Consider the following 15,531-nt stretch of genomic DNA (forward strand, 5'->3'; position numbering starts at 1 on the left):
TTATGTCGCTAGCCACGCTAGAAAACCGCCTGGATCACCACTTCGGTGATCCAGCCTTGCTTGAACAGGCGCTGACGCACCGCAGTCACGGGGCGCGCCATAACGAGCGATTGGAATTCCTTGGGGATTCCGTGCTGAACTTCGTCGTGGCGGCGATGCTGTTCGAACGCTACTCGAAGATCGATGAGGGCGATCTGTCGCGCCTGCGCGCCAACCTGGTCAAACAGGCATCGCTGGCCGACATCGCCCAACGGCTGGAGTTGTCCCAGTACCTGCGCCTGGGCGAGGGCGAGCTCAAGAGCGGCGGATTCCGCCGGCCTTCCATCCTGGCCGACACGGTCGAGGCCATCTTCGGCGCCGTCTTTCTGGATGCGGGCTTTGACGCGGCGCGCCGCGTGATCGTGCGCCAATACCAGCCGGTGCTGGCGTCGGTGGATCCCAAGACGCTTGGCAAGGACGCCAAGACCTTGCTCCAGGAATTCCTGCAGGGCCGCAAGATGGCCCTGCCGCTATATACGGTGGTGGCCACGCACGGCGCGGCCCACAGCCAGCAGTTCGAAGTCGAATGCGCCATTCCGGCGCTCGATATCAAGGTGATGGCGCCTGGCGCCAGCCGTCGCGCCGCCGAACAATCCGCGGCCAAGCTGGCGCTCGAGGCCGCGCTGGCCGTCAGCCCGGCCGCCAAGGCTGCCCGCAAATCGGGCAAGGCGCGCAAAACCGCGCAATTGTCGCTGCCCGTGGCAGTGGCTCAAGAGACTAAATGAGCGATACCCCTTTTCGTACCGGCTTCGTTGCCATCGTTGGCCGCCCCAATGTGGGCAAATCCACGCTGACGAACGCCCTGATCGGTTCCAAGATCTCCATCGTGTCGCGCAAGGCGCAGACCACCCGCCACCGCATCCACGGTGTGCTCACGCGCGAGCACGAACAGTTCGTGTTCGTCGATACCCCGGGTTTCCAGACCCGCCACGGCGGGGCCATGAACCGCATGATGAACCGCGTCGTGACGCAGGCGCTGGCCGACGTCGACGTGGTGGTGCATGTGGTGGAAGCCGGCAAGTGGTCGGAGGGCGACGCCAAGCTGCTGCCGCTCCTGCCCAATCCCGAGCGTACGATTCTGGTGGTGTCCAAGATCGACGCCCTGAAGAACCGCGACGACCTGTTCGCGTTCGTCTCCAAGATCATGGCGCAGCATCCGTTCGGCGCGGTGGTGCCTGTCAGCGCCACCAAGAACCAGCAACTGGATCAACTGCTCGACGAAATCGCGTCGCGCCTGCCGGAAGGCGAGCCGATGTTCGAGGAAGATACGCTCACCGATCGTCCCATGCGCTTCATCGCGGCCGAACTCGTGCGCGAGAAGATCTTCCGCCTGGTGGGCGACGAACTGCCGTATGGCTGCACGGTCGTCATCGAGCAATGGGAAGAGACCGCCAAGGGCGCCACCATCAATGCCTGTGTCGTCGTTGAACGCGACAGCCACAAGCCGATCCTGCTGGGCACCGGCGGCATGCACATGAAGCGGATCGCCACGGAGGCGCGGCAGGACATCGCCAAGCTGCTGGACAAGCCCGTGCATCTGGAGGTTTACATCAAGGTGCGCAAGGGCTGGTCCGACCGCGAGGGTGCGCTGCGCGATCTGGGTTATGAGTAGACGGGCGCCACGCGTCCAGGATCGCCCGGGGTTCATGCTCCACGCCACGGCGTGGCGTGAAACCTCTCTGATTGTTCAGACCTTCTCCCGCGATCACGGCTGCGTGGCCATGGTCGCGAAGGGCGCCAAGCGCCCTTATTCCGTTTTGCGCCCCGTCCTGTCAGCCTTTCAGCCGCTGCTGCTGTCATGGACCGGCAACGGCGAGGTCAAGACGCTGACCCGCGCCGAGATCGCCGGCATCCGGCCGCTGGCCGGCGCCGCGCTGATGTCGGCGTGGTACATGAACGAACTGCTGCTGCGCCTTCTGCCCCGCGAGGACGCCCACCCGCTGCTGTTCGATGCGTATGACATGGCGCTGCAGCAATTGTCCGCCGGCACTCGCGCGGCCGGTGCGCTGCGACGCTTTGAGTGGACCCTGCTGCGCGAGACGGGCTACGGCGTGGACGAAGCGCCGCCCGATTTCGATGATCCGGTGATCGAGCCCGCGCTGCGCAGCGATCTGCGCGCGCGCCTGGCCGAAATTCTGGCGGGCCGTCCGCTTTCCACGCGGCGCGTGCTGCTGGACCTGCAGCGCATCTGATTGCGGCCCGGCCTCATGACGTTCACGCTCAAGCAGGTCGAAACCTTCCGCACGGTCTACGAAACCGAAAGCGTGACCGCTGCCGCGCGGCGTCTGGACGTGTCGCCCGCAACCGTCAGCGCGACGCTGGCCGCGCTGGAAGCCAGCATCGAGCTGCGCCTTTTCGAGCGCGTGCGCCAGCGGATGCAACGCACGCCCGAGGCTACCCTCCTGTACGAAGAGATCCGCCGCCTGAATGTCGGACTGGAAAGCCTGGGACGCAAGATCCGGGCGATACGCGGCGCCGCGCAGCCGCGGCTGCGGATCGGCTGCATCCACGCCTACAGCGGCGCCATCGTCACCGATGCCATCTCGCGCTTTCGCGTGCGCTACCCCGATACGCCGCTTTACTTGCAGATACGCGATTCCAACACCTTGCGCGACATGGTGGTGTCCGGTGAGCTGGATCTGGCGGCAGTGGCCGACGAATCCGAACTGGAGGGGCTGCGCGGGCATCGTCTGGCAAGCTTGCGGGCGGTGGCGGTGTTTCCGGCCGGACACGCGCTGGCGCGGCTGGAGTCGGTGAATTTTTCGCAGTTGGCTGAGGTCGATGTGATTGCGCTGAACGCCGAGGACGGGTCGCGCAAGCGGCTGGATGCGCTGTTGCGCCAGGCCGGCCAAAGCTTGCGTGTCGCGATCGAGACGCCGTATTCCAGCACGGTCTGTCAGCTTGCGCTGGCGGGGCATGGCGTGGGCATCGCCAATCCGGCAACGGCGCTAGGCATGGAGGCTGCGGGACTCAGCTTCCGGCCGCTTCAAGCCGCCGTGCATTTCGAATGCCACATGATCGTGCATGGCAGCCGCCCCTTGTCCGAAGCCGGCAAGTTCTGGGCGACGTGCCTGCGCGCCGCCCTGGCCCCGCTGATCGATCGATTCGGCGTGTAGCGGTGGCGGTCAGCCCCGGCGTCCGTCCGAGGTCAGCATCAACACCACCGTCGATTCCGCATCGAGCTTGCCGGCGCGCCTGAGCCGCGCCACGGCCGCCAATGCGGCGGCTGACGATAATTCCGCACCCAGGCCCATGCGTTCAAGGCGCAGGCGCGCGTCGCCGGCTTGCGCATCGGATGTCTCCACCGGCATGCCGCCCGAGCGCGACAGCGCCTCCAGGGCCTGCAGCGTGCACGTGCCGCCCGCAATGGAGTATTGCTGTGTCGCGCTTTCCCACTGGCCTCGGGCATCGCCGGTCGTGAGTGCGCGTGACAGCCGGGCGTAGGGTTCCACGGCGTGCAGCCGGGGCAGGCGCGTAATGCGGCCGGCCGCCAAGAGGTGCTGCCAGCCCAGGTAGATTCCCCACAGCAGGTCGCCGCGCGCCGTCGGCACGATGATGTCGGTGGGCACGCCGCAGTCGTCCAGGATCTCCTGGGCGATGGGCTTGTAGCCTTCCACGCCGTAGGGATGCGTGCCCACCGGCGGATTCAGGTAGTTCGTGCCCGCGAACGCGCCGTGGTTGCGGCACAGGTCGGCCACGTAGGGCCAGCGGGCCAGACTGTCTTCGAACGCCCGCAGCCGGGCGCCGAAGCGCTCCATGGCTTCGCGTTGCAGTGGCGGGCAGTTGCGGGTGATGGCGATGTCGGCCTCCAGGCCTGCCGCGGCGCAGTAGGCGGCCAGCGACACGCCCGCGTTGCCGCTGGAAGCCGCCGCCACGCGGGTGGCGCCAGCCAGCCGCGCGCGCGAGACCAGCTGCGCCGACATGCGGTCCTTGTGGCTGCCTGTGGGATTGGCGCTTTCGCACTTGAGCCACAACGCGCCCACGCCTTCTTCACGCGCCAGGTCGGGCGCGGCAAGGCAAGGCGTGCCGCCTTCGCCCAACGTCACGGGCGACAGCACGGGCAGGGGCATGACCTCGTCCACCGCGTGCGCGTCATACTGGCACTCCAGCGTGGCGGGGTGGCCAGCCGCCAGGCAAGCGGGACAGCCTTCGGGGTAGTCGCCTGCGGGCCAAAGGGTTGCGCAGCGGATGCAGCGCAGGCCGGTCAATTTGGGGTTCATCTGCATGAGTCAGTATCTTGTTGCAAGAGCGTCCAAGGGGAGGGCGGGGGCGACCTGCAGCAGGCAATCGCCGTCGTCGCTGCGCGCGATGGGTCGAAGGCACACCACCGTGCCGGCCTGCGGGCTGAGCAGGGCGCGCGGCGGGGCGTCGGGCCGTGCCGGTTCGATCAGGCGGCCGATGCGCTGGTGCGCGTCCACGGATTGTCCCAGTTCCACGGCGGGGACGAAGACGCCGGATTCACGTGACCGCAGCGTCGCGGCGGGTGTGTCGAGGTCGTAGAGGCGGACTTGCATGGCAGGGGCGGGCGCCTGGCCATGCAGCAGCCCCAGTTCGGCCAGGCAGCCCAGCAATCCGTCCCGGCAACGGTCCGCCAGCAACTGGCTGGTCTCTCGGCCGCCGCCGATCTCGGCAGACAGGCGCAGCACGCCGTGCCGGCTGGCTGCGGCGGGCATGGAACCGGCTTCGCCGCCGCGAAAGAACACGCAGTCGGGCAGCCCGAACGCGCGCGCGAGCGCGCGCAGGCGTTCGTCGTAGGGATCGTTGCCGTAGCGGGTGATGACCGACGACGGCAGGTAGCGCAGCGACGCGCCGCCGCTGTGCACGTCCACCAGGGCCTGTACGCGGGGCAGCAGGCGCGCTTCCAGGGCGGCTGCCACGCCTTCGGTATAGCCGCGCGCCGGTTCGCCGAGGAAGGCGCGGTTCAGGTTGCCGCCGTCAGACGGGGACAGCCGGGTGCCGGCAAGCGATGCTTCCGCGTTGACCGCGGGCAGCAGATACACGGTGCCGCGCTGCAGAATGTCCGGCAACTGATGCCACAAATCCAGGATCGCGGCCTGGCCTTCCCATTCGTCGCCGTGCACGCCGGCGATCAGCGCGACGGCGGGTCCCGGGCCTGCCTCGATCCGCAGGACGGGAATCGTGATGCGCCGGTAAGCCGACGCGTTGGTGGCGGCGGCCACGGAAAAATCCTCGCGGGTTACGCTGGCCATGCGGGGGCTCCGGGGAAAGGCGTCGGACGCGCGGGGGCGCGGGTCAATCGAGCGTGGCGGCCTTGATGATGCTCTCCCACTTGGGCAGCTCCTTTTTGATCTGGGCCTGAACATCCTGCGGCGTGCCGCCCAGGGGCTCCTGGGAGCGGCTGCGCAACTCCCGGCTCACGGCGTCGGAACGCAGCGCCTGATTCAGCGCGGCGTTCAGCCGCGAGATCGCGGCGGCCGGGGTGCCCGCCGGCGCCACCAGCGCGCTCCACGCCGATTGCTCGTAATCGGGATAGCCTTGTTCGGCCACCGTCGGCACGTCAGGGTTGGAGGCGGCGCGCTTGCGGGTCGTGACGGCCAGCGCGCGCAGACGCCCGTCCTTCAGATTGCCGATCAACGGCGGCAGGTTTTCCATCATGGAATCCACATGGCCGCCCAGCAGGTCCGAGAGCTGCGCGGCGGTGGCCTTGTACGGAATCTGGCGCACGGCGGCGCCGGTCTGGGCAATGAAGAGCTTGACGCCCACTTCGCTGGTCGTGCCCGGGTCCGCCGAGGTCATGGTCAGGCGGTCCGGCTGGGCGCGGCTGGCTTGGATGAAGCCTTTCAGGTCCCGATATGGCGAGGCGGCGTTCACGACGATCACATTGGGCGTCTCGGCGACCAGGCCAATCGGCTTGAGGTCACGGTCCAGGTCGTACATCTGCTGCTTGAAGAGATAACGGTGCAGCACCAGCGTCCCTACGTGGGCATAGCCGATGGTGTAACCGTCCGCGGGGGCCCGGACCACGGCTTGCGTGCCGATGCGGCCGCCAGCGCCCACGCGGTTTTCAACGACGACCGGCTGTCCAAGCAGGCGGCTCATTTCCTGGCCGATGAGGCGGGCCGTGATGTCGGCATTGCCGCCCGCGGCGGCCGGCACGATCAGCGTGATGGCGCGTTCGGGGTAATCGGCGTGCGCAAGAGGGGCGGCGAGGCAAAGCAACAGGGCGGCAAGGCAGGCAGAGCGTTTCATGACGATTCCCGAGGCGTTGAGGGCTGCGCCATTGTGCGACCGCGCGACGCGGCTGCCGTTTGGTTGAATCACATGGTTATTCGGCCAAATCTAATGAGGATCGCCGTTTCGCCGATCGGCCTGCTTGCCCAATCCATGGCCCACCGCAGCCGCGCACAGCGCTACGATCGCGCCCAACAGGGCGATCAGTGCCGCGCCGTAACCCAGCGTGTCGATGCCGGCCTTCACCCAGCCGCTGGCGGCGTCGCCGCCGCGATAGACCACGGTGTCGATGACGTTCTTCGTCTTGTACTTGTCCTCGGGCGTGACCGCCGTGAACAGCATCTCGCGCCCTGGCCGGATCAGCGCATACTCGCCGGCGCGGCGCAGGATCATTGCGGCTGCCAGCACGGCGAACACGGGGAAGGCCGCCAGCGCCAGAAAGGCGACCGCCACCGCCAGCGGGACGGCAGTCAGCAGGAACCGCAATCCCAGGCGGGCGGCCACGCGCCCGGTGATGAAGATCTGCGACAGCAGCGCGAGCGTCTGCACGGTGAAATCCAGCGCGCTGAAGACCCGGATGCGCTGGGCGGTGTCGGGGAACGCGTCGGCGACCAGCCGCGCCTGTTCCATGTAGAGAAAGGTGTTCAAGGTGGCCAGCAGCACGACAAGCAGGGAAATGCCCAGCAGGTAACGGGACTGGAAGATGCGCGACAGCCCGGCCAGGATGCCGCCTTCGATGGGACGCTGCATGTCTGCAAGGCCGACGTCGGGCCGGGATGCGGCGCGCCAGGCCAGCAGCCATTGCTTGAGCGGCAGCGTGGCGGTCAGCAGCAGGGCCGACAGCACCAGCAAGCCCGCCGGGCCCAGCACGCCAGCCAGCAGAGCGCCAAGCAGCGGGCCGCAAAGGCCGCCCGCGCTGGCGCCCGCGGCGATCAGCGCGAACAGCCGCTTGGCCGATTCCATGCGGAACACGTCGGCCATGAGGCTCCACGCGATGGAGACGACGAACAGGTTGAACACCGATAGCCAGACGTAGAACGCGCGCGCGGCCCAGACGCTGCCGGGTTGCTGGTGGAGCAGGGCGGCAAAGCCCACCATCGTCAGCGCGAAGATGGCGTAGACCCAGGTCACCAGCGTGGCGCGCGGCACGCGGTTGGATATCCAGCCAAACAGCGGCACGACGGCCAGCGTGGCAAGGAAGGTGGCGGTGAACAGCCATTGCAGCTGGTTCACGCCCGCCTGGATTCCCATCGTTTCCCGGATGGGGCGCAGCATGAAATAACCGCAGAAAAGGAAAAAGAAGAACGCGAAGCCGCACGCGGCAGGCGCGAGCTCGGTTTCCTGGATGCTCAGCGCCCGTGCGGCACGGGCACGCCAGGACAGAGAGGCGGCCGCCATCGCGTCAGGCGAGCAGTGCGGCGATGCGGTCGCGCAGGGCGGCGTCGGGCTGGCGGCCAAAGCCGGCGCGCGCATTGTCCGCCATGTTGGCGGGCTTGGACGTGGCGGGAATGACGGCCGTGACGGCGGGATGGCCAATGATGAATTTCAGGAAGATCTGCGCCCAGGAGGTGCAATCGATCTCGGCGGCCAGCTTGGGCAGCGCCACGCCCTTGACCTGGCGGAACAGCGCGCCGTCTTCGAACGGCCGGTTGATCAACACCGCGACGCCGTTGGCCTGGCACGCGGGCAGCAGGCGTTTTTCGGCGCTGCGCGAGGCGATCGACAGGTTCACCTGCAGGAAATCGGGCTTTTCCTTTTCGACCAGCTCGGTCAGGTCGTCGTGCGCATGGTCCGTGTAATGCGTGATGCCGATATAGCGCGTCACGCCCTGCTGTTTCAGATCGCGCAGCAAGGCGAGCTGGTTGCGGGTGTCGATCAGGTTATGGACCTGGATCAGGTCCAGCTTGTCGCTGCGCAGCGCCTGTTGCGACTCCCGCACCTGGCGCATCGCGGATTCGTGGCCGCGCGTGCTGATCTTGGTCGCCAGAAACGCGCGCTTGCGCAGGCCGCCTTCGCGGGCCAGGAGGGCGCCGGTGACGGCTTCGGCCTGGCCATAGCTGGGCGCCGTGTCGATCAGGCTGCCGCCCGCCTTCATGAGCGTTTCAAGCACCTGGGCCAGCGGCGCCATGGCCGCGGCGTCGCCGGGCGACACGTTGAACGTGTCCGCGGTGCCCAGTCCCACCACGGGCAGGGTCTCGCCCGACGACGGAATCGGGCGCTTGAGCATGGCCTGCCCCGGCGTGGCTGCCCATGCCGGCCACGCGGCCCCGAATAGGGCTGCGCTGGCGGTGGTCTGCAGGAAGCGGCGGCGGTCAGGCATGGCAAGGCTCCGGCTATTCAAGAGGAAAGGGGGGCGGCCCAATGAAAAAGGGCCTACATGTGCATGCAGGCCCTTTCGGTGCTGGTCTGACGACGGCGCGTTACTCGCGGTTGCCGCCGAAGATGCCCAGCAGCATCAGCAGGTTCGAGAAGACGTTGTAGACGTCCAGGTAGATGGCCAGGGTGGCCGAGACGTAGTTGGTCTCACCGCCGTTGACCACGCGCTGCAGGTCCACCAGCATGAACGCCGAGAAGATCACGATGGCGAGCACCGAGATGGTCAGCATCAGGGCCGGCAGTTGCAGGAAGATGTTGGCCAGTGCCGCAACCAGGATCACGACCGCGCCGATGAACAGGAATTTCTGCAGTCCCGACAGATCGCGCTTGATGGTCGTGGCCAGGGTGGCCATGGTGCCGAACACGATCGCGGTGCCGCCGAACGCCGTCATGACGAGCTGCGAACCGTTGCTCATGCCCATCACGAAGCCAAGCAGGCGCGAAAGCATGACGCCCATGAAGAACGTGAACGCCAGAAGCAGGACCACGCCCAGCGAGCTGTTCTTGTTCTTCTCGATGGCGAACATCAGGCCGAAGGCGCCGACCAGGAAGACGATGGCCGACAGGCCGGGGCTGGCGCCCATGACGCGGTTGATGCCGGTGTAGAGGCCGACGGCCGCGCCCAGCACCGTCGGGATCAGCGACAGGGCGAGGAGCCAGTACGTATTGCGCAGGACCTGGTTGCGAGCGACCTCGCCCGGCGCGCCGGCGACAGCGCCGGAACGGTTAAAAGGGGACGGACGATATTCGTTCATGGAGAACTCCTGTATACGGCAAGTATGGTGATTGCCTAGAAGGCTTAGATGCGAAGGATACCTTACAGTTCCCTGAAGAATCCAGTCAGCCTTGCCTGACCTCATTGAGCACACGGGAAACGATAGCAGGCAATTCCGCATCCATGCGTGCCTGTAATTGCGTCACGGCGTCGGCAAGTGCCTGTCGCATGACCTGTTCCACCTCGGCCTGCAAGCGGGCGGCGAGCACGGTGGCGTCCGGCAGGGCGCGCAGTGCAGGGGCGGCGGGCGGCGGCTGGTACGCGGTCGGCGCCGGGCTGGCGGCTGGCGCAGCAGGCCCGTCGTCGTCGGCCACGTCCGTCAGCACGGGGAACGGGTCGTGCTCGTAAACCGGGCCGGCCTCGTCGGCCAGTTCGGTCAGGAGCGGCGCATCGGCGTCGTCGTCCGCCGGGTCGTGGAACGAGGGCTCGGCGCGGTGAGTCAGGGTGGGGATGCCGGGGTCGGGTGTGCGAGCGGGCATGGAAACTCCCGAGATTCTGGTGGACGCGGCGCGCGGGCGCGCGTGGGGGGACGGTTCAGCCGCCTTGGGCCTTGCGGCTCAGGTCGTGGCTTTGCGGCACATGACCGGCCGTCTGGTAGGTGCGCCAGCGCTGCCTGGCCGCCTGCTTGTCGTCCGGATCGTCCGAGACGATTTCAAGGAGGCGTTCGAAAGCGTCGAAGCCGGGCGGGCAATCGTCGTCCAGATTCAGCAGCCAGGGCTGCGGCTGATCGGGCTGCCCTGCCGCCTGCAAGGCCTGCAGCGGCTCTCCGGCGGTAAGCACCACCGGCGTTTCAGGGGCCAGGGGATCGTTTGCCAATACGTGCGGCACGAACGCCGTGTCGTCGAACGCCCACAGCATCCGGTCGAACGCCGCCAGGCGCGAACCGTCTTTACAGTACACCACCAGCCGCTGGCCTGCCAGGACGCGCTTGCGCACGACCTGGCAGGCCATGCGCAGGCGGTCGGGCGCGCCGAATGCGAAATCGATGCGCGTCATGGGGCTTTTGGCGTCAGTCGCTTCAAACCTGGTCCAGCAGGTATTGCATCAGGAGCGGCACCGGACGGCCGGTCGCGCCCTTGTCCTTGCCACCCCGCCAGGCCGTGCCGGCGATGTCCAGGTGCGCCCAGGGGTAAGCCTTGGCAAAGCGGGACAGGAAGCAGGCCGCGGTGACGGCGCCGGCCGGAGGACCGCCGATGTTGGCCAGGTCGGCGAAATTGGACTTGAGCTGTTCCTGGTAGGCGTCGTCCATGGGCATGCGCCAGGCGGTGTCCAGCGCACGGCGGCCCGCCGACGCCAGGGCGTCAGCCAGCGCGTCGTCCTTGGAGAACAGGCCGGTATTGACGTTGCCCAGCGCGACGACGCAGGCGCCGGTCAGCGTGGCGATGTCGATCACGGCCGACGGCTTGAAGCGTTCCGCGTAGGTGAGGGCGTCGCACAGGACCAGGCGGCCCTCGGCGTCGGTGTTCAGGATCTCGATGGTGAGGCCGGCCATGCTGGTGACGACGTCGCCCGGCTTGTTGGCCTTGCCGCTGGGCAGGTTCTCGCAAGCGGGAATCAGGCCGACGACGTCCAGCGGCAGTTCCAGTTCGGCCAGGGCGCGGAACGAACCCAGCACGCTGGCGGCGCCGCACATGTCGTACTTCATTTCGTCCATGGTGGCCGCAGGCTTGAGCGAGATGCCGCCGGCGTCGAACGTGATGCCCTTGCCGACCAGCACGATCGGGCCTTGCGCGGACTTGGCGCCCTTCTTGGCGGTCTTGGCGCCGGCGTGGCGCAGGACGATGAAGCGCAGCGCTTCCTCGGAGCCGCGGGCGACGGACAGGAACGAGCCCATGCCCAGCGCTTCGACCTGCTTGCGGTCCATGACCTCGACCTTCAGCGACTTGAATTCGCGCGCCAGGCGTTTGGCGGTGTCGCCGAGGTAGGTGGGGGTGCAGATGTTGCCCGGCAGGTTGCCCAGCGTGCGGGTCAGTTCCATGCCGTTGGCGATGGCGCTGCCTTCGCGCAGGCCTTTCTGGGCTTGCGTGGCATCGGCGCGCTCGACGACCTGCACGATCTTCTTGAGCTTGGGGCGCGCGTCGCGGTCAGGCTTGCCGAAACTTGCGTCGTAGTAGTAGGCCGCGCCGCCGGCCGCGATCGCGGCGCTGCGGGCGCGCGTAATGACGTCGATGCCGGCGATGGGGTTGGCGACCAGCGTGGACACGCCTTCGGTAAGTTGGGCCGAGACGCAGACCGAGGCAAATGCCTGTTCGGCCGACGCGTGAGTGCGGGCCGAATATTCATCCTGCTTGCCCAGGCCAACCAGGACGACGCGCTGCGCGGAGACGCCCGGCAACGTGCGCAGCGTCAGGGTCGAGCCGGCGCGTCCGCGGAATTCACTTTTGACCACCGCACGGACGGCGCCATTGGAAGCGCGGTCGATGATGTCGGCGGCGGGGCTCAACACGCCGTCCGCGTACACGCCGACGGCGAGGGCGGCGGTTTTGACCTGGTGCAGGGAAGCAGTGGTCTGTGTGCTAAATTCCATGAGGGTTTCCCGTGTGCGTCTGTGTATGATGCGGTCGATTATCCCGCATATTCTCCCATGTCTCTATTCAAACGCTCTGTCGTCAGCGAGATCACCAGTCACGCTGGCGTTGTCTTTTCCACGTTGCTCGTCGTGTGGCTCAGCGTGCTTCTCGTGCGCCTGCTCGGCGAGGCCGCGGGAGGCAACATCGGAGCGGACGTGGTGGTGGTGCTTGCCGCGCTCTCTACCATCACCGCGCTGCCGACCATTCTGGCGGTCTCGATCTTCATTGCCGTGCTGACCACGGTCACGCGCAACTACCGCGAATCCGAAATGGTGGTGTGGTTTGCCAGCGGCCTGTCGCTGGCCGACTGGCTCAAGCCCGTGCTGCGCGTGGCGGTGCCCGTCGCGATCGCCGTGGCGGGGCTGACGTTGGTGGCCTCGCCCTGGGCCTACCGCCAGATCGGCGAATACCACGAACGCTTCGAGCAGCGCTCGGACCTGTCCAAGGTCACGGCTGGCCAATTCGCCGAGTCCTCGGGCGGCAACCGCGTGTTCTTTGCCGAAGACCCGGTCAATCCCACCGACGAACTTGGCAATGTGTTTGCGCGCGAGATCGGTCCCGAATGGCTGAGCGTGCTGACCGCGAGCAGCGCGCATATCGAAACCCTGCCCAACGGCGACCGTTTCCTGGTGCTGGGCGAAGGGCATCGCTACGACCTGAAGCCAGGCACGCCGGAGCTGCGCCTCGTGCACTTCGAAAAATACGGTCTGCGCCTGGAAAGCAAGGGGGGCGGCGACCCGGTGGCCGAGGCCCGCGCGGCGGCAGAGCGTTCCTCGAAGGCGCGCAGCACGCCGCAACTGATCGAGGACAACACCAACAGCAGCTGGTCGCAAGTCATGTGGCGGATTTCGCTGCCGCTCGCGGCGCTGAATCTCGCGCTGCTGGCCATTCCGCTTGGCGCAGTGAATCCGCGGCTGGGACGTTCGGGCGACCTGCTCATCGCCGGTCTGGTCGGTCTGCTCTACATGAACCTGATCAACCTGTCGCGCGCCTGGATCTCCAACGGCAAGCTCAGTTTTGGTTTGGGGGTATGGGCCATCCACGGCGCCGTCGCGCTGTTGACCGTCTTCCTGCTGATGCGCCGCCTGCGCGTCAAGGCGCCCAAGAACAACACCTAGCAAGACAGGCGCTGTCAGGGCGCGCCTGTCAGGGCAGATATTTCATCGTCCCGCGCCGGCCTGCCAGCAGGTCGGCGTTTCTCAAGACCGATTTGCGGATGAAGTCCCACAGCGCGGTCACGCGCTTGAGCTTGCGCAGGTCTTCATGGCAATACATCCAGAACGAGCGCGTGATGGCGATTTCGTCTTCCAGCACCGGCTTTAGCCGCGGATCCTGAGCCGCGATGAAGCACGGCAGGATGGCGAGCGACTGGCCTTGCAGCGCCGCGTGGTATTGGGCCACGACGCTCGTGCTGCGCAACACCACCTTGCTTGCCGGCAGCAGGTCTTCCAGATAGCGCAGGCGCTCGCTGAACAACAGCTCGTCCACATAGCCGATGAACGTGTGGTCCGCCAGGTCTTCGCGGCGAGTGATGGGCGCATGGTTGGCCAGATAACCCGGCGTGCCGTACAGCCGCAGGGTGTAGTCGCACAGCTTGCTGCATACGTACGGCCCGCGCTGCGGCCGCTCGATGGTGATGGCCAGGTCCGCTTCGCGCTTGGACAGGCTGACAAAGCGCGGCACGGGCAGGATGTCCAGCGTGATGTGCGGATAGCGCCGCTGGAAGTCGGCCGCGAGAGGGGTCAACACGTAGCTGCCGAAGCCTTCGGTGGCGCCGATGCGCAGGTGACCCGACAACGCCTGTCCGATGCCGGACAGGTTTTCGCGCGCCGTGTGCACCACGCTTTCCATTTGCTCGGCGTGGACGAAGAGGCGCTGGCCGTCGTCCGTCAGCACGAACCCCGCGCTGCGCGACTTCTCGAATAGCAGCGTATCCAGTTCGGTTTCCAGGGCCCGGATCCGGCGCGACACGGTGGTGTGCTCCACGCCCAGCTTGCGCGCCGCGGCGCTGACGCGCTGGGTGCGGGCCACTTCCAGGAAATACCGCAGGCTGTCCCAATCAAGCAAGATTCGTCGCTCCAGGCCCCCGGCAGCACGTTGCGCCAGCGACATTTTTGTATGTGCATGAATGCACAAGGAATGTGCATTTCTGGTGTTGCTTGTTGATTTTCACACATCTACACTGGTTCGGCTGGCCTTGGGCTATGCCCTGGGACCGCAAGCCGCGAAGACGGCGCCACAACGCTACTACTCAGCGCATAAAAACTCAGGAGACAAATCCATGAAATTGCACGCACGCGGGCTCGCCGCAGGCTTGTGTCTGGGCGCCGGTTTGATTGGGCAGGCCCATGCGGCGGACAAGCCGCCAGTGAAGATCGGCATTCTGACGGATATGTCCGGCACCTACGCCGGCATGGGGGGCGCAGGCTCGGTCGCGGCGGCGCAATTGGCCATCGACGACTGCCTTGCCGCGGAGTGCAAGGGCATGAAGATCGATCTGGTGTCCGCGGACAACCAGAACAAGGCCGACGTGGGCGCCGCCCGGGCGCGCGAATGGTTTGACCGCGACGGCGTCACCGCCATTGCCGACCTCACCAATTCCGCAGTCGCGCTCGCCGTGCAGGGCATTGCCCGCGAAAAGAATAAGGTCGTGATGTTTTCCGGCCCGGCCACCACGGCGTTGACCAACAAGGACTGCTCGCCGGTCGGCTTTCACTGGATGTTCGACACCTACTCGCAGTCGGCGGGCGGCGCCAAGGCCACCGTGCGCGAGGGCGGCAAGTCCTGGTTCTTCATTACCGTCGACTACGCGTTCGGCCACTCGCTGGAAGCCGACACGGCCAAGGCGGTGAAGGCGCTGGGCGGCACGGTGGCCGGCAATGTCCGCCACCCGCTGAACGCGCCCGACTTCGCGTCCTATCTGCTGCAGGCGCAGAGCTCCAAGGCGCAGGTGGTGGCGCTGGCCAATGGCGGCCAGGACACCGTCAATGCGGTCAAGCAGGCGCGCGAGTTCGGCATCGTGGCAGGCGGGCAGCGGCTGGTTTCCCTGCTCATCTTCCTGTCGGACCTGCGTGCGCTCGGCCTGGAGAACGCGCAGGGGCTGTCTTACGTGGATGGTTTTTACTGGGATTACGACGACGCCACGCGTGAGTGGTCGGGGCGCTTCGAGAAGGCGTTCCGCGGCCTGAAGCCCACGATGACGCAGGCGGGCGTGTATTCCAGCGTGCTGCATTACCTGCGCGCGGTGGCCGCCGCCAACAGCACCGACGGCAAGGTCGTCGCCGACAAGATGCGCGAGATTCCCATCAAGGATCCCATCATGCGCAATGCGTCGATCCGCCCTGACGGCCGCGTGATCCACGATATGTACCTGTACGAAGTCAAGAAGCCCGCGGACTCCAAGGGTGGCTGGGACTATTCCAAGCTGGTGGCCACCATTCCGGCGGCCGAAGCCTTCCAGCCCCTGGCCGATTCGACCTGCCCGCTGGTGAAGAAATAGCGTCAAGCCCGCGGGCGCTGTCCCGCGGGCGCGGCTCGATCCAAGACCGCGGATTTTCATCCGCATCGACTACGCAGTGT

The 15,531-nt window shown here is 66.8% G+C and carries 16 protein-coding genes; 6 read left to right on the forward strand and 10 right to left on the reverse strand.

The features are described from left to right. Positions 1–2 precede the first annotated feature (2 nt). The 4 genes from rnc to ASD87_RS12850 are packed head-to-tail and all read left to right on the forward strand — an operon-like array spanning position 3 to position 3,155. Positions 3–764 (forward strand): ribonuclease III, encoded by a 762-nt coding sequence (rnc, locus tag ASD87_RS12835; protein WP_056321930.1) that lies wholly within the window; start codon positions 3–5, stop codon positions 762–764. Further along, positions 761–1,651, forward strand: a complete 891-nt coding sequence (gene era, locus ASD87_RS12840) for a GTPase Era (RefSeq protein WP_056321933.1) — start codon at positions 761–763, stop codon at positions 1,649–1,651. Before rnc ends, era begins: the two co-directional genes overlap by 4 nt. Beyond that, on the forward strand, positions 1,644–2,231 hold the full coding sequence (gene recO / locus ASD87_RS12845) for a DNA repair protein RecO (RefSeq protein WP_056321935.1): 588 nt from the start codon (positions 1,644–1,646) through the stop codon (positions 2,229–2,231). Before era ends, recO begins: the two co-directional genes overlap by 8 nt. Before the next feature lie 15 nt (positions 2,232–2,246). Continuing rightward, positions 2,247–3,155 (forward strand): LysR family transcriptional regulator, encoded by a 909-nt coding sequence (locus ASD87_RS12850; protein WP_056321938.1) that lies wholly within the window; start codon positions 2,247–2,249, stop codon positions 3,153–3,155. Positions 3,156–3,164: 9 nt separating this feature from the next. On the opposite strand, the gene ASD87_RS12855 is transcribed toward ASD87_RS12850, so the two are convergent. The 9 genes from ASD87_RS12855 to ASD87_RS12895 all read right to left on the reverse strand — a co-directional run bounded on the left by ASD87_RS12855 (position 3,165) and on the right by ASD87_RS12895 (position 11,909). Further along, a complete protein-coding gene (locus ASD87_RS12855) occupies positions 3,165–4,265 on the reverse strand; it encodes a pyridoxal-phosphate dependent enzyme (protein ID WP_056321943.1) in 1,101 nt (366 codons plus the stop codon). 3 nt (positions 4,266–4,268) lie between these two features. Next, entirely contained in the window at positions 4,269–5,249 is a 981-nt protein-coding gene (locus ASD87_RS12860) for a succinylglutamate desuccinylase/aspartoacylase family protein (protein ID WP_056321946.1), read from the reverse strand. Between the two features lie 43 nt (positions 5,250–5,292). Beyond that, positions 5,293–6,249, reverse strand: coding sequence for a tripartite tricarboxylate transporter substrate binding protein (locus tag ASD87_RS12865; RefSeq protein ID WP_056321948.1), 957 nt, complete (start codon positions 6,247–6,249; stop codon positions 5,293–5,295). Positions 6,250–6,339: 90 nt separating this feature from the next. Then, a complete protein-coding gene (locus tag ASD87_RS12870; protein WP_056322733.1) occupies positions 6,340–7,629 on the reverse strand; it encodes an NTP/NDP exchange transporter in 1,290 nt (429 codons plus the stop codon). Between the two features lie 4 nt (positions 7,630–7,633). After that, positions 7,634–8,551, reverse strand: coding sequence for an aldo/keto reductase (locus ASD87_RS12875; protein WP_056321951.1), 918 nt, complete (start codon positions 8,549–8,551; stop codon positions 7,634–7,636). A gap of 100 nt (positions 8,552–8,651) precedes the next feature. Next, complete coding sequence (locus tag ASD87_RS12880) at positions 8,652–9,362, reverse strand: Bax inhibitor-1/YccA family protein (RefSeq protein WP_056321955.1); 711 nt, start codon at positions 9,360–9,362, stop codon at positions 8,652–8,654. 85 nt (positions 9,363–9,447) lie between these two features. Beyond that, on the reverse strand, positions 9,448–9,861 hold the full coding sequence (locus tag ASD87_RS12885) for a hypothetical protein (protein WP_056321958.1): 414 nt from the start codon (positions 9,859–9,861) through the stop codon (positions 9,448–9,450). A 55-nt stretch (positions 9,862–9,916) separates the two neighbouring features. Then, on the reverse strand, positions 9,917–10,378 hold the full coding sequence (locus tag ASD87_RS12890) for a DNA polymerase III subunit chi (RefSeq protein ID WP_056321960.1): 462 nt from the start codon (positions 10,376–10,378) through the stop codon (positions 9,917–9,919). Positions 10,379–10,400: 22 nt separating this feature from the next. Further along, complete coding sequence (locus ASD87_RS12895) at positions 10,401–11,909, reverse strand: leucyl aminopeptidase (RefSeq protein WP_056321963.1); 1,509 nt, start codon at positions 11,907–11,909, stop codon at positions 10,401–10,403. A 57-nt stretch (positions 11,910–11,966) separates the two neighbouring features. On the opposite strand from ASD87_RS12895, the gene lptF reads away from it, so the two are divergent. Continuing rightward, positions 11,967–13,070, forward strand: a complete 1,104-nt coding sequence (gene lptF / locus ASD87_RS12900) for an LPS export ABC transporter permease LptF (RefSeq protein WP_056321967.1) — start codon at positions 11,967–11,969, stop codon at positions 13,068–13,070. 28 nt (positions 13,071–13,098) lie between these two features. Here lptF and ASD87_RS12905 read toward each other — a convergent pair whose 3' ends face one another. After that, a complete protein-coding gene (locus tag ASD87_RS12905; protein WP_056321970.1) occupies positions 13,099–14,019 on the reverse strand; it encodes a LysR family transcriptional regulator in 921 nt (306 codons plus the stop codon). A 214-nt stretch (positions 14,020–14,233) separates the two neighbouring features. Here ASD87_RS12905 and ASD87_RS12910 point away from each other — a divergent pair, with 214 nt between their 5' ends. Next, positions 14,234–15,451, forward strand: a complete 1,218-nt coding sequence (locus ASD87_RS12910) for an ABC transporter substrate-binding protein (RefSeq protein ID WP_056321973.1) — start codon at positions 14,234–14,236, stop codon at positions 15,449–15,451. The last annotated feature ends 80 nt before the right edge of the window (positions 15,452–15,531 follow it).

The organism is Achromobacter sp. Root170 (genome assembly GCF_001428165.1).
GTDB lineage: Bacteria > Pseudomonadota > Gammaproteobacteria > Burkholderiales > Burkholderiaceae_B > Achromobacter > Achromobacter mucicolens.